This is a genomic window from Microbulbifer sp. CNSA002, assembly GCF_047324085.1.
GTDB lineage: Bacteria > Pseudomonadota > Gammaproteobacteria > Pseudomonadales > Cellvibrionaceae > Microbulbifer.
Genome location: NZ_CP172449.1, coordinates 4,341,305 through 4,353,801 on the forward strand (window position 1 = coordinate 4,341,305; position 12,497 = coordinate 4,353,801).

Genomic DNA, 12,497 nt, shown 5'->3' on the forward strand with positions numbered 1-12,497 from the left:
CCGATTATGTGCGAGGAACGAGCGGGAATGCTCGGTAGTAGTTATTGCTGGAAATCTGGTTAAAAAGGGTAAGGCTCTGGCCACTATATTCACCCGGATAGAACAACACTACTGGTTTGTGTCCGAGCAGGGCGTGGAGCTTGTTGAGCAAATTGTGCGCCCGCAAAACAGGCCAGACTGAGCCGACACCATGAATCAGAATCATATCCTGCTCGCCCCCCACAATCTGATCCATTAGAAAGGGGCCAAAATTATCCATGTGCATAGGGCCCGCCAGGGCTTTTAACAGCGCCTGATCACCTTTTGCTAACTGCATCTGATAGGCTTTGTCGAGAAAGCGACGCTTGGATAGGTAGTCCCGCATAATCTGCAGCAGGTTAATAGTGGCTACCTTTAAATGAGGGTGTTTCCTTTCTAGAAAACTGGTAAGAAAACCAAGGTACTCTCGGACTTTCAGTTCCTCTTCCGGCGCGTAATCAAAAATCCAAAATCCAATTTCATTTCCGAGACCTTTCCCCTGGAGAAACTCATGAGAGAGGATTTTGTCTGGAATCTGGTTTAGCCGTTCTTCTAGCGGCTGAATCATATCGCGACCTTTACTTCATTATTTTTGATCTATGTCAGAGAGCACTGGAAATATTGAGACACTTTTTAATACGCTGGCAGCGACTGCCATCCAGGAGTCCGTTTACCTCAGGCCGCACCAAAATATGCTGCAACTGAGGATTGCGGGTACTTTTCACAAACCCCACCTCTGCCAACATTCGAAGTACCACCTGCCCCATTTTCTTTTTGGATGACTCGGTCCAGTTCCCGATCTTACTATCGCGCTCTACCCTTTCCTCAAGAAAGCTGCCCCACAAATAGGGTTCTAACTTCTCAGCTTTAACGGCGAATGCATCGCTAACGACAGCTTCAACAAACTCCACTAATAACAGATTCCGCGCTAGGGCTGCAACAAATGCGACCTGGGTGGCCAGCTGCTCGTCACCGTCTCGCAACACTCGCCAGAATGGTCGATCAAGACGCTCCAACCGCTGGCGCAATGCGCGGGATTGGCGCTTGGCCGTTGCCGGACTGCGCTTCTGTAGTCGGTTATTCACCTGGATCTCGAGCTGCCACCTTTCCGCATCGACGCCCTGCAGTAGTAATTCTGCGACCACCCGGCACTCGCGCACTTGCAGAGAACCAGCAGTGAGATCACTATCGTAATGAAAGTTATACATATCGAATATCAGGCTTTAGATACAACCGGCCAGTGTACCGGGCAAAAGTACTTAGTCAGCAGAATTTGCCCGTTGCCTCCCACACGCCAGAGCAGACATGTAGACAGGAATTTCTTACGAGTTTATCCGAGAGCATGACCAAGTTCACGCCATCCAGCCAGTATTTCTAATGATTTTAGGGTTTCACCATGAGGACCTGTGGGAGGTTTGAAACCATGTGAGGAGTCAGGATTATTTCAACTACACCAGCACAATTTAAAGCCAACAAAAACCAATTCTTCCCATTATATGGTTGCCGCTACGATATGTTTTGGGTAAGCGCTTTTGGTTGCTAGTCAGAACCAGACAGAAGTGATACATGCTGCTGTCACCCATACCCTACTCACAGCAACAAGCGCGCCCCAGCGATTCCGGGGAGCCCCTACCCAACTATAGGCCTCTGATCCTTGCCTTTTAACTTAACCTTTTGAGTATTTATAAGAGCTATTTAGGGGGTAGCAGCTTCCAAATTGAATCGGATAGCACCGGATGACAACGAACGAGAGTGGAGGGCTGTGTACCCTCCAGATAGCAAAAAGCCCGGATTTACCGGGCTTTTTGGATGATTCCGAACTTCTTCGGATCTTGATGTGGTGCCCAGGGCGGGACTTGAACCCGCACGAGCATAGCTCACTACCCCCTCAAGATAGCGTGTCTACCAATTCCACCACCTGGGCAAAAATCTTTTACTGCTGTTCCTCACTTTCCTGGTTAGCAGCTGGCTCTTCTGAACCGGTGCTGTCTGCAGGAATCTGCGGGATATCGCCAGTTTCCAAATCTGTTTCGAGCTGCGGGATATCGCTGTCGATAGCCGGCAGTTCTTCGGCTGGGCCAATTTGCTGTACCGCTGCTGGAATTTGCGGAAGGTCCGCATCAACATTGGTGCCTGCACCTTGCTTAGCCAGGATGGCCAGGCCGAAACTGGTGACGAAGAATACCGTCGCAAAAATTGCTGTCAAGCGGGAAAAGAAATTTCCGCTACCTTGACTGCCAAAAACTGTCTGGGACGCGCCCGCACCAAAGGATGCACCGGCTTCGGCACCTTTACCTTGCTGCAACAAAATCAGGCCAATAATGCCCAATGCGGTCAAAACGTGTACAACTAATACCAATTTTTCCATTTTCTGGAAACTCTCTACCGGGGTCTAAACAACCCGTTATTCAGTATTCGCCAACCCGCGTGCTGTCAATTCAGACAGCAGCGCGACAAATCTCAGCAAACTCGCCGGCATCCAGCGAGGCTCCACCCACCAGGGCGCCATCAATATCTGCCTGGGCAAAAAGCTCCCTGGCATTTGCGGATTTTACACTACCGCCATATAAAATCTGTACTTCAGCACCCAAATCTCCCAACTGTGAGCGAATAAACGCATGTACAGCTTGGGCTTCATCAGGGGTAGCAGTTTTTCCAGTGCCAATGGCCCATACCGGCTCATAGGCAATCACGGACTGCTTCCAGCCAGCCGAATCAATGATATCGGCAACCGCTTGAAGTTGTTCTGCAACCACTTCGAGAGTGCGCTCCCGCTCGCGTTCTTCAAGGGTTTCCCCGACGCAAAGTATTGGAGTCAATCCCGCCTCTTGGGCCGCAACAAATTTTTTCGCCACTAACTCACTGGTTTCTCCGTAGAGACTACGGCGCTCAGAATGCCCGACAATAACGTAACGGGTATTCCAATCCAGTAACATGCTAGCGGAAACCTCACCAGTAAACGCCCCTTTGGGCTCCTGGCTAAGGTCCTGGGCACCCAAGCTGAAACCTCCGCTATTTTCCGCCGCATCAGCCACCAAGCCGAGGTATGGAAAAGATGGGCAAACAACAACACCGGACTTCACACCTTCGAGGTTGAGTTCGGTGAAAAAACGTTCGGCAAACTCGCGGCTGCCGTTCATTTTCCAGTTTGCTGCTACTAGCGGTGTTCGCATGTGTGCTCCTTCAAGGGGCGCAAATCTTAGCGACATTGACGCCAACATACAACCAAAATTATACGAGTTTCTTCTACGCCCCAAGAGGACCGATTTACTACGGGTTAAATCGCAGCAGATCAGTTATTTCCAATTCGCTCCACTACAGAGGAAATATCTTTGGCCAGCTGTTCCACCAGGGCGCTGTCGCGGCCTTCAACCATTACCCGGATCAGAGGCTCTGTGCCCGATGGCCTTAGCAGCACACGTCCGCTGTCTGCGAGCTGACGTTCTGCATCGACAACAATGGCCTTAACGTCTGTGTGATCGAGAACACCATCGCGATGAGCCAGTTGCACATTAATCATGTGCTGGGGGAACATTGTCATACGGGATTTAAGCTGATGCAAGGGCTCATCAAATTCACACAGGCCACGCAGTACCTGCAGTGCGGCAATGATACCGTCGCCGGTGGTAGATGCATCGGCACAGATAATATGGCCTGACGACTCACCTCCCAGCTTCCACTGATTAGCTGACATTTTTTCAAGCACATGGCGGTCGCCCACTTTGGCTCTCTCAAACGGGATTTTGTTTTCGCGCAATGCAAGCTCAAAACCGTAATTGCTCATCAAGGTGCCGACAACACCACTACAACCGCCCAGGAATTTATGCTGGTGCATAGCGATGATATACAACAGCTGATCGCCATCGACCAATTCCCCATTGGCATCGACGAACAACACCCTGTCCCCGTCACCATCAAAGGCTATACCCAGGTCCGCACCGCGCTTAACCACGGCCCGTTGCAACTGCTGAGGTTTAGTGGAGCCGCAATCTAGATTGATATTGAGTCCATCAGGGCCCGCTCCAATTACGCTGACTTCTGCTCCCTGCTCACGAAACACCATTGGCGCTACGTGATAAGTGGCACCATTGGCGCAGTCGAGGACAATTTTCAACCCCTCAAGGGAGAAACCCCAGGGCGTAGAAGCCTTACAAAACTCAATATAACGCGCGGCTGCATCATCAACACGATAGGCGCGACCGAGATCGTCGGAAGTTTCCATCGGCAGCTCGAGAGCGGCTTCAATCTCCAATTCAACCTCATCCGGTAACTTGGAGCCTTCAGCGCTGAAAAACTTAATGCCATTGTCGTGGTAAGGATTATGGGAGGCGCTGATAACAATGCCTGCACCGGCATGGAAAGTCCGGGTCAGGTAGGCTATCGCCGGAGTCGGCATTGGCCCCAACAGGGCGACATCCACGCCAGCATTAATCAGGCCCGCCTGCAGCGCTGCCTCAAACATGTAGCCGGAGACCCGAGTGTCCTTACCGATAAGGATGCGGGGGCGCCGGTGGTGTTTAGCTTTGGAAATTCTTCCCAGTACCTTGCCCGCTGCATATCCCAGGCGCAGCATAAAATCGGGAGTAATTGCTCCCTCGCCAACGCGACCACGAATACCATCAGTGCCAAAATACTTTCTTTCCATAACGCTTCTCAATTGTGTACTTCGCCGCTTTTCTGTTCTGTCGGAAAACCACAACAGGACCCTGCGACTTAAGGTCTCTGTAAGACATCACTCATCAAATTTCGCTGCAAACCAATTGCTGCATGCGCAACACATCCACGGTTTCCGCAACATCGTGGACACGTAAAATTCTTGCACCCCTTTGCGCAGCCAACATGGCCAGGGCCAGGCTACCGGGGAGTCGGCCATCTACATCTCGATCGAGCAGGCGGCCGATCATCGACTTGCGCGATAAGCCCGCCAGTATGGGCATATCCGCCGGCGCCAGCTGCGACAAATTACGCAACAACGCCAAATTGTGCTCATCGGTTTTGCCAAAGCCAAAACCCGGGTCGAGAATAAGCCGGTCCCGTGTCACCCCCAGATCGATACAGAGATCGACCCGTTTCTGCAGATACCTGGCGACATCCTCTACAACATCAGTGTAAGACGGATCATCCTGCATGGTGCCGGGCTGACCCTGCATATGCATCAGGCAGATCGCCAAGCCACTCTCGACGGCTGCTTCCAGTGCACCCGGGCGCTCCAGGGCGCGAACATCATTGATCAGTCCCGCCCCTACCGCAGCTGACTCGCGCATCACTGCCGGGGTACTGGTATCGACAGAGATAATCGCGTCAAAGTTCGCTTTGATTGCCTCCACCACCGGCACTACCCGATCCAGCTCCTGCTGCTCGGTGACCGGCGATGCGCCAGGGCGTGTCGATTCTCCGCCAATATCCAGGATTTTCGCTCCCTCAGAGAGCATCTGTTCTGCTCTTTGCAGAGCCAGGGTCAAGTCCAGGCTGCCGGAGGCATAGTAATTGCCACCGTCGGAAAAGGAGTCCGGCGTTGTATTCAGAACCCCCATAACCACCGGTTGGGAGAGATCTAAGGTGTGGTTACCACAAATAATTTTCATTGGCTGAAATAAAAAAATGCCGGATCGGAACAGGCTTTCGCCCTATCCCCAACCCGGCATTTGGTTTTGTCCAGTTAGTCGCTTCGGAGAATCAGTGGCCGTTTAATGGGCCGCCGACGGTATTACTCTTATCCGCCTCAGTTGAGGCCTCTGTGGTTTCAGTATCCTGGGTCGGGCTGTTTCCACCAGAGCCGAAGTTATTGTCTTCCCAGTCCCTTGGTGCGCGTACTTTGCGACGAGCCATCAGGTCGTCCACCTGCTCCGCATCCAGGGTTTCGTATTCCATCAGCGCATCTTTCATCGCTTCAAGAATATCGCGGTTATCTTCCAGCAGTTTCTGCGCGCGCTCGTAACAGCCGTCAATAATACGGCGTACTTCGGCTTCGATTTCATAAGTGGTCTTGCCGGAAACAGGATTACCCTGGCCGGGCTGACCACTTTCATCTTCGCCGTAATGCAATGGGCCAAGCTTTTCAGACAAGCCCCACTTGGTCACCATGCTGCGAGCCAAATCAGTGGCCCGCTCGATGTCATTGGAAGCGCCCGTAGTAACACCGTCGATACCCAGTGTCATTTCTTCAGCAATACGGCCACCAAACAAGGAGCACAGCTGCGATTCAATCGCACGCTTGGACAGGCTGTACTTGTCTTCCTCCGGCAGAAACTGAGTGACGCCCAGAGCGCGGCCACGGGGAATAATAGTTACTTTGTGTACCGGATCATGCTCGGGTACCAGTCGACCAATAATGGCGTGACCGGCCTCGTGGTAGGCGGTATTCACCTTCTCCTTTTCATTCATCACCATGGACTTGCGCTCGGCACCCATCATGATCTTGTCACGGGCGCGCTCAAACTCCTCCATGGTCACGGTGCGTCTATTGGCTCGCGCAGCAAACAGGGCAGCCTCGTTGACCAAGTTGGCCAGATCGGCACCGGAGAAACCAGGGGTACCACGGGCAATCGTCTGCGGGTTCACCTTATCGTCCATAGGCACCTTGCGCATATGAACCTTGAGGATTTGTTCGCGGCCGCGAATATCTGGCAGCCCGACAAATACCTGGCGGTCAAAACGACCTGGGCGCAACAGGGCGTGGTCGAGTACATCCGGGCGGTTGGTCGCTGCAATAACGATCACACCCTCATTACCTTCGAAACCATCCATCTCAACCAGCAACTGGTTCAGAGTCTGCTCGCGCTCATCGTGACCACCGCCAACACCGGCTCCACGGTGACGGCCAACAGCGTCGATCTCGTCGATAAAGATGATGCACGGAGCCTGCTTCTTGGCCTGGTCAAACATATCCCGCACCCGGGAAGCGCCCACACCAACAAACATCTCAACAAAGTCAGAACCGGAGATGGAGAAGAAAGGTACTTTTGCTTCGCCGGCAATTGCTTTGGCAAGCAGGGTCTTACCGGTACCGGGAGGGCCACACATCAATACGCCACGGGGGATATTGCCACCCAGGCGCTGGAACTTGGTGGGATCGCGCAGGAACTCAACCAGTTCCTGCACCTCTTCCTTAGCTTCGTCTACACCGGCAACATCGGAAAAAGTTGTCTTGATCTGGTCTTCGCCCAGCAGGCGCGCCTTGCTCTTACCGAACGCCATAGGGCCTGAGCGACCGCCGGCTCCGCCCTGCATTTGGCGCATAAAGAACATAAACACAGCGATAATAATCAGGATCGGGAAGCTGGCTACCAGAAGCTGCTGCCAGATACTCGGTGACTCAGGCTCGCGACCAACGAATTGCACATTGCTGCGAACCAGCTCATTGGTGAGTTCATCGTCGATAATCTGTGGCTGGATAGTCTTGAAGCGGCTGCCATCGGCTTTTTCGCCGGTGATTACCAGACCGTCTACGATCACGTTCTTAACTTGGCCCGACTGCACATCCTGAACAAAGTCGGAGTAACTGAGAGCCTCATCCCGTGACTGCGGTTTAAAGTTTTGAAAAACCATCAGCAGTACCGCTGCGATGATCAACCACAGTACCAGGTTCTTTGCCATATCATTCAAAGGGATAGCCCTCTCGCTTTCGCAATCAAAATCCGTTCATTCCGGCAATGCCGGCCACATCAATACCGGATAAAACCAGTATAGGTGCGGGGGGTCAACAGCCTTCGCCCCCGATACAGGTATCGCTTATACCATATGGGGAGTCAGACTAGAAATACGCCGATGTTCTCAGTCGCTCTCAGCCCTTAAATCCTCGCGCCACCACGTATACTTCACGTGAACGGGGGCGGGAAGCACCAGGTTTGCGAGTTACGACACTGTTGTAGCTCCCACGCAAGTCGCGGATCAACTCGTCGAAACCCTCTCCCTGGAATACCTTTGCAACAAATGCACCACCGGGCTTAAGTACCTGCCGGGCCATATCGACCGCCAGTTCCACCAAATACATGGAGGCGGGCTGATCAACATCGCGTATCCCACTCATATTGGGGGCCATATCGGAAATCACAAGGTCTGCCAGTTCATCGCCCATGCGCTGTAACAGTTCACTGAGCACCGACTCCTCTGTAAAGTCCCCCTGGACAAAGTCCACACCGGCCAGCGGGTCCATCGGCAATATATCTGACGCCAAAACCTTGCCTTTGTGCCCTACCAACTCCATCGCTACCTGGGACCAGCCCCCTGGAGCCGCACCCAGGTCGACAACAGTCATTCCCGGCTTGAATAAGCGGTCCTTATTTTGTAGCTCCTGCAGCTTGTAGCTGGCACGGGAGCGATAGCCCTCTTTTTGGGACTGTTTGACGTAATGGTCATTAAAATGTTCACGCAGCCAACGGTGGCTGCTCTTAGATCGGCCCATCGGGTACAATGCCTACAATCACTACAGCTTAATTATAAGAGCGGCCACTGGCCGCGATCGGGTCCGCCGAACAAACGCTGGCGACGATCGCGATCTGTGGCCGCTCCCACATCGAATTCCACAAAGTGGTAATGGAGTATTGTATGCCTTTAACCGCCGACCGCAAAAAAGCTCTTCGCTCTCTAGGTCACAACCTGAAACCTGTCGTGACCGTAGCCGGCAACGGGCTGAGCGAGGGGGTGATGGAAGAACTGAACCGTGCACTCGAAGACCACGAGCTGATCAAGGTCAAACTGATGATCGCCGACCGGGAAGTACGCCACCAAATCGTTGGTGAGCTTTGCGAAAAATCCTCATCCGAGCTGATACAGGAAATCGGCAAGATTGCCCTGATTTTCCGTGCAGCGCAAAAACCGGATATTCGCAAGTCCAACCTGCTGCGTTAAACAAAAAGGGGAGCTAATGCTCCCCTTTCTTTTCTCAACCAGTGGAAACTGGCTTACACATCACAGGCAACTCCCAGGATTCTCCATTGGACAATCGCCTCAACCAGCATTTCTCACCATTGCCGACTAATTGAAACTTGATCGGCCGCCCCATATCCCGGCCAATCAGAGCCATCTTTTTGGGATCATTCTCAATCACCAAAATAGTATCGTCCACAAACACCCTCGGGCCCAGGGTCACATTAACCCCACCCAGCGCTTGCGAAACTGCCACCTGCAGCTTGTCCTGAATCTCCGGGCTCGTTTCCAGTAACAGTGCCGGTTGTGCAGTTTCAATATTTTGCTGGGAGGAGCAGCCAAGACACATCAATGCAAAACCACAAAGTTTAGCCAAAGCTGCCTTTTTCATTTTATTTCACCATTATGCGGTTACTGCGAGAGACTTCCTTGGTCACTCGTGCATTGAAAGCGGGGGCACCCTCGCTTTCACCGGAAATGGAGAATGCGCTAACCGCAATATCTCCACATTCGCCAGTCTCAATGTAATTCAACGCAGTGGCAAATCGCGCTTCATCAGCATCACCCAGGAGATTGTCAAAGTCATCACCAATCACACACCCGGGCAAATCAGCATCAGTTCCATAATTACCATTGGGTACAAAGCCATCGGAGTAATCGCCAAAGCCTTTTGCATTCACACCGGAGAACTGAATAGTGAAATAAGTGGTGCCACAGTTATCCAGGGGATAAAAACCGTAAGGCTTACCGCAAGTAGTCTCACCGATCTGAATAACTTCTACATCAATTCCGCGCAAGCCATTGATAATGGCCTCACTGGCTGAGCAGGTATTTTCACTGGTTAAGACAAACAGCCGCGACAGATTTAAAGTCGGCAATTCTTCCCCGTATAAAGACTCATCAACAAAGCCCAAACCGGTCGAGTAGAATGGAGTCCCATCCAATGGCGCTCCGGTAATTGGATTAGTTTCCGGATGCTGGTCGTTAAACTGGGCAATTTCAAATACCTGTCCCGCAGTATTATCACCTGCGATCATATAAGCTAACTCTGCAGCGATATCGAGATAACCACCACCGTTATAACGAAGGTCTAGTACTAAATCGTCAACAGACACAGACTCAAGCTCGCTGACAGCATCAATCAATTCCGCTTCGGCTGTCGCAATATGATCATTGAACAACATATATCCGACTTTGCGGCCCGAATTTGTGTCCACCGTTTTAACATATTGAACAGGATCTGATTGCACTGGTGATGCAACCAAAGTGACAGTCTCAATCGCTGAAGAACCCAAAGGTCTTATTTCAAATACATGGGACTCACCATCGTTTTCCGGCCACATACCGTAATTTAAGGTATCGACATCATCACCATAAGCCAGGTCAACGCCGTCCACACTGATAACTTCTGCACCGCGGGTGATAATATCCGGCAGATTACCACCGTTTTCCTCATCCAGATAAGCGACTACCGCTTTACGTGGCGGCTTATCGGAAAGTAGGGCCCACTGGACACCATAACCAACGTACACACCAGATTCAGTTTGTGAATACCACTCATCTGACGGAACCGTATAATGGAAGCGGTCCTTTTCTCGACCGGAGGGAGTTAGAGCGAAAGTTCTTAGCTCTTCGAAATAAGCTAAAGAATCATCGAAGCTCGCTGGATCCTGGTCTTCAATCTCGTCGTACCATAGGTAGAGCTCATTACTCATTGAGCGCAGCCAGTTATTCTCGTCCTCGCGGGTGCCCGCTACATCAGCATAAGCTGAACCCGTTGCTGGGTCTGTGCCACTGCGGGGAGCAACACACCGGCTCGCATAAGTTGAGACAGGCAGGAAGTTATCCTTTTCCCAAGTGCCGCCAACGGCAGTTGGCGTCTCAGAACCATCTCCACTATCAGAGTCAGAGCTACCTCCGCCTCCCCCACAGGCTGCCAAGCCTAAAGCTCCCAGAGTAACAACCCCTGCTAAAGCTAGCTTACGTAGACGGATTTCCATCCCCAAACTCCTATTAACCTTTTTATTAGTAAAGATATGTAAAGCGGTGGAGCCTACCACTATTTGAAAAAGGGTTCGATAACCAAGTTTTTCATCAAAAGAAATTGCTAAACCAAAATACAGAAAGGCCTGAAGAGGCACATCACAATTTGTACCCCACTAGGCCTTTCAGTACAAAATAGGTTAATTACTATTAATAACCCGAGTCAGCAACTAATTGCCGACTTTACCCAAAACCCCCTGCAAACTATCTTTTGCATCACCGAACAGCATGCGTGAGTTTTCTTTGTAAAACAGCGGGTTAGCAACTCCCGCATACCCTGAAGCCATAGAGCGTTTGAGGATAACAACCTTACCGGCCTTCCAAACTTCCAACACCGGCATACCGGCGATAGGCGAGCCCGGTTTTTCCACTGCATCCGGGTTTACCGTGTCGTTAGCACCGATCACCAAAACCAAATCTGTAGCGGGAAAATCTGGATTAATCTCATCCATTTCCAGAACGATATCGTAGGGCACATTGGCCTCGGCCAAGAGAACATTCATATGTCCGGGGAGACGCCCCGCTACCGGGTGAATACCAAAGCGCACTGTTTTACCTGCCTTTCTCAAGCGATCGGTCAAGTCACTAACCGCCTGCTGGGCATGGGCTACCGCCATTCCGAATCCGGGAACAATAATGATACTGTCCGCCGCATCCAGTTCATCCGCAAGCTCCTGCTGATCAATGGCAATTACTTCGCCATCGACTTCCTCATCGGAAACTTCACCACCATCAGAGCCAAATCCACCGAGAATAACGCTGATAAAAGAGCGATTCATTCCCCGGCACATGATGTAACTCAGGATGGCACCGGAAGAACCCACCAAGGCGCCCACTACAATTAACAGGTCATTGCCCAGCATAAATCCGGTAGCGGCAGCGGCCCAACCGGAGTAGCTGTTCAGCATGGATATAACCACCGGCATATCAGCGCCGCCAATAGCCGCCACAAGGTGAATACCTAACAGCAATGCAATTGAGGTCATTAACAGCAAGTTAATAACCGTACCCGCATGCACATCTGCCGGTACAAACAACACACCCAGAACAATACAGGCCAAAATGGCAATCAAATTAAGCCAGTGCCGGGCCGGTAGCATTAATGGTTTCCCGGAAACCAATCCCTGCAACTTACAAAAAGCAACCAAAGAACCGGTCAGGGTAATTGCCCCAATAAATACACCCAGGTATATCTCAGTGCTGTGGACAACATGAGCAGCTCCGTGTAACTCCACAACCGGATCGAGGAAACCGCCCCAACCAATTAATACCGCAGCTAAGCCGACGAAGCTGTGTAGCAAAGCAACCATTTGTGGCATTTGAGTCATAGCTACACGCTTGGCCAGTGCCAAACCAATCACCGCGCCGACGATCATGGCGATGGCGACCATCCAGTAAGCCCCGGCGGCCACTCCAGCAATAGTGGCGATAATGGCAACTGCCATTCCCACCATGCCGTAAATATTTCCCCTGCGCGCAGTTTCGTGACTGGATAAACCTCCCAGACTCAAGATAAACATCACTGCCGAGAAGAGATAAGCCATTGCAATCATACCGTTCATCACTCT

Annotated in this window: 12 protein-coding genes and 1 tRNA gene; 1 reads left to right on the plus strand and 12 read right to left on the minus strand. The window is 51.6% G+C overall.

The window, feature by feature from the left end; genetic code table 11:
• Positions 1-4 precede the first annotated feature (4 nt).
• The 9 genes from ACG1BZ_RS19275 to rlmE all read right to left on the minus strand — a co-directional run bounded on the left by ACG1BZ_RS19275 (position 5) and on the right by rlmE (position 8,422).
• On the minus strand, positions 5-586 hold the full coding sequence (locus tag ACG1BZ_RS19275) for a DUF1788 domain-containing protein (protein ID WP_413663225.1): 582 nt from the start codon (positions 584-586) through the stop codon (positions 5-7).
• Positions 587-620: 34 nt separating this feature from the next.
• Entirely contained in the window at positions 621-1,226 is a 606-nt protein-coding gene (locus tag ACG1BZ_RS19280) for a DUF1819 family protein (RefSeq protein ID WP_413663226.1), read from the minus strand.
• Positions 1,227-1,856: 630 nt separating this feature from the next.
• Positions 1,857-1,942: transfer RNA gene (locus ACG1BZ_RS19285), tRNA-Leu, on the minus strand.
• Between the two features lie 9 nt (positions 1,943-1,951).
• Complete coding sequence (secG, locus tag ACG1BZ_RS19290; RefSeq protein ID WP_413663227.1) at positions 1,952-2,386, minus strand: preprotein translocase subunit SecG; 435 nt, start codon at positions 2,384-2,386, stop codon at positions 1,952-1,954.
• A 70-nt stretch (positions 2,387-2,456) separates the two neighbouring features.
• The gene (gene tpiA / locus ACG1BZ_RS19295; RefSeq protein ID WP_413663228.1) at positions 2,457-3,191 is read right to left on the minus strand and encodes a triose-phosphate isomerase; all 735 of its coding nucleotides are present in this window, start codon (positions 3,189-3,191) and stop codon (positions 2,457-2,459) included.
• Between the two features lie 119 nt (positions 3,192-3,310).
• The gene (gene glmM / locus ACG1BZ_RS19300; protein WP_282931361.1) at positions 3,311-4,663 is read right to left on the minus strand and encodes a phosphoglucosamine mutase; all 1,353 of its coding nucleotides are present in this window, start codon (positions 4,661-4,663) and stop codon (positions 3,311-3,313) included.
• Between the two features lie 94 nt (positions 4,664-4,757).
• Positions 4,758-5,603: a dihydropteroate synthase gene (gene folP / locus ACG1BZ_RS19305; protein ID WP_413663229.1), complete on the minus strand. Its 846-nt coding sequence runs from the start codon at positions 5,601-5,603 to the stop codon at positions 4,758-4,760.
• Between the two features lie 91 nt (positions 5,604-5,694).
• Complete coding sequence (gene ftsH / locus ACG1BZ_RS19310; protein WP_413665890.1) at positions 5,695-7,614, minus strand: ATP-dependent zinc metalloprotease FtsH; 1,920 nt, start codon at positions 7,612-7,614, stop codon at positions 5,695-5,697.
• A gap of 187 nt (positions 7,615-7,801) precedes the next feature.
• Positions 7,802-8,422 (minus strand): 23S rRNA (uridine(2552)-2'-O)-methyltransferase RlmE, encoded by a 621-nt coding sequence (gene rlmE, locus ACG1BZ_RS19315; protein ID WP_108734402.1) that lies wholly within the window; start codon positions 8,420-8,422, stop codon positions 7,802-7,804.
• A 143-nt stretch (positions 8,423-8,565) separates the two neighbouring features.
• Here rlmE and yhbY point away from each other — a divergent pair, with 143 nt between their 5' ends.
• Positions 8,566-8,868 (plus strand): ribosome assembly RNA-binding protein YhbY, encoded by a 303-nt coding sequence (yhbY, locus tag ACG1BZ_RS19320; protein ID WP_413663230.1) that lies wholly within the window; start codon positions 8,566-8,568, stop codon positions 8,866-8,868.
• Between the two features lie 34 nt (positions 8,869-8,902).
• Here the strand turns inward: yhbY and ACG1BZ_RS19325 are convergent, their stop codons facing one another.
• From ACG1BZ_RS19325 to pntB, 3 genes are all read right to left on the minus strand, one after another.
• Positions 8,903-9,277, minus strand: a complete 375-nt coding sequence (locus tag ACG1BZ_RS19325) for a hypothetical protein (RefSeq protein ID WP_413663231.1) — start codon at positions 9,275-9,277, stop codon at positions 8,903-8,905.
• Position 9,278: 1 nt separating this feature from the next.
• Positions 9,279-10,886, minus strand: a complete 1,608-nt coding sequence (locus ACG1BZ_RS19330) for a S41 family peptidase (RefSeq protein WP_413663232.1) — start codon at positions 10,884-10,886, stop codon at positions 9,279-9,281.
• A gap of 213 nt (positions 10,887-11,099) precedes the next feature.
• Positions 11,100-12,491 (minus strand): Re/Si-specific NAD(P)(+) transhydrogenase subunit beta, encoded by a 1,392-nt coding sequence (gene pntB / locus ACG1BZ_RS19335; protein ID WP_413663233.1) that lies wholly within the window; start codon positions 12,489-12,491, stop codon positions 11,100-11,102.
• Positions 12,492-12,497: the final 6 nt, after the last annotated feature.

Bases quoted from the DNA above. Each gene is read 5' to 3' on its own strand.
- secG (WP_413663227.1), bottom strand. From the start codon at position 2,386: ATGGAAAAATTGGTATTAGTTGTACACGTTTTGACCGCATTGGGCATT.
- ACG1BZ_RS19280 (WP_413663226.1), bottom strand. From the start codon at position 1,226: ATGTATAACTTTCATTACGATAGTGATCTCACTGCTGGTTCTCTGCAA.
- glmM (WP_282931361.1), bottom strand. From the start codon at position 4,663: ATGGAAAGAAAGTATTTTGGCACTGATGGTATTCGTGGTCGCGTTGGC.
- ACG1BZ_RS19275 (WP_413663225.1), bottom strand. From the start codon at position 586: ATGATTCAGCCGCTAGAAGAACGGCTAAACCAGATTCCAGACAAAATC.
- folP (WP_413663229.1), bottom strand. From the start codon at position 5,603: ATGAAAATTATTTGTGGTAACCACACCTTAGATCTCTCCCAACCGGTG.
- pntB (WP_413663233.1), bottom strand. From the start codon at position 12,491: ATGAACGGTATGATTGCAATGGCTTATCTCTTCTCGGCAGTGATGTTT.
- ACG1BZ_RS19325 (WP_413663231.1), bottom strand. From the start codon at position 9,277: ATGAAAAAGGCAGCTTTGGCTAAACTTTGTGGTTTTGCATTGATGTGT.
- tpiA (WP_413663228.1), bottom strand. From the start codon at position 3,191: ATGCGAACACCGCTAGTAGCAGCAAACTGGAAAATGAACGGCAGCCGC.
- rlmE (WP_108734402.1), bottom strand. From the start codon at position 8,422: ATGGGCCGATCTAAGAGCAGCCACCGTTGGCTGCGTGAACATTTTAAT.
- yhbY (WP_413663230.1), top strand. From the start codon at position 8,566: ATGCCTTTAACCGCCGACCGCAAAAAAGCTCTTCGCTCTCTAGGTCAC.
- ftsH (WP_413665890.1), bottom strand. From the start codon at position 7,614: ATGGCAAAGAACCTGGTACTGTGGTTGATCATCGCAGCGGTACTGCTG.
- ACG1BZ_RS19330 (WP_413663232.1), bottom strand. From the start codon at position 10,886: ATGGAAATCCGTCTACGTAAGCTAGCTTTAGCAGGGGTTGTTACTCTG.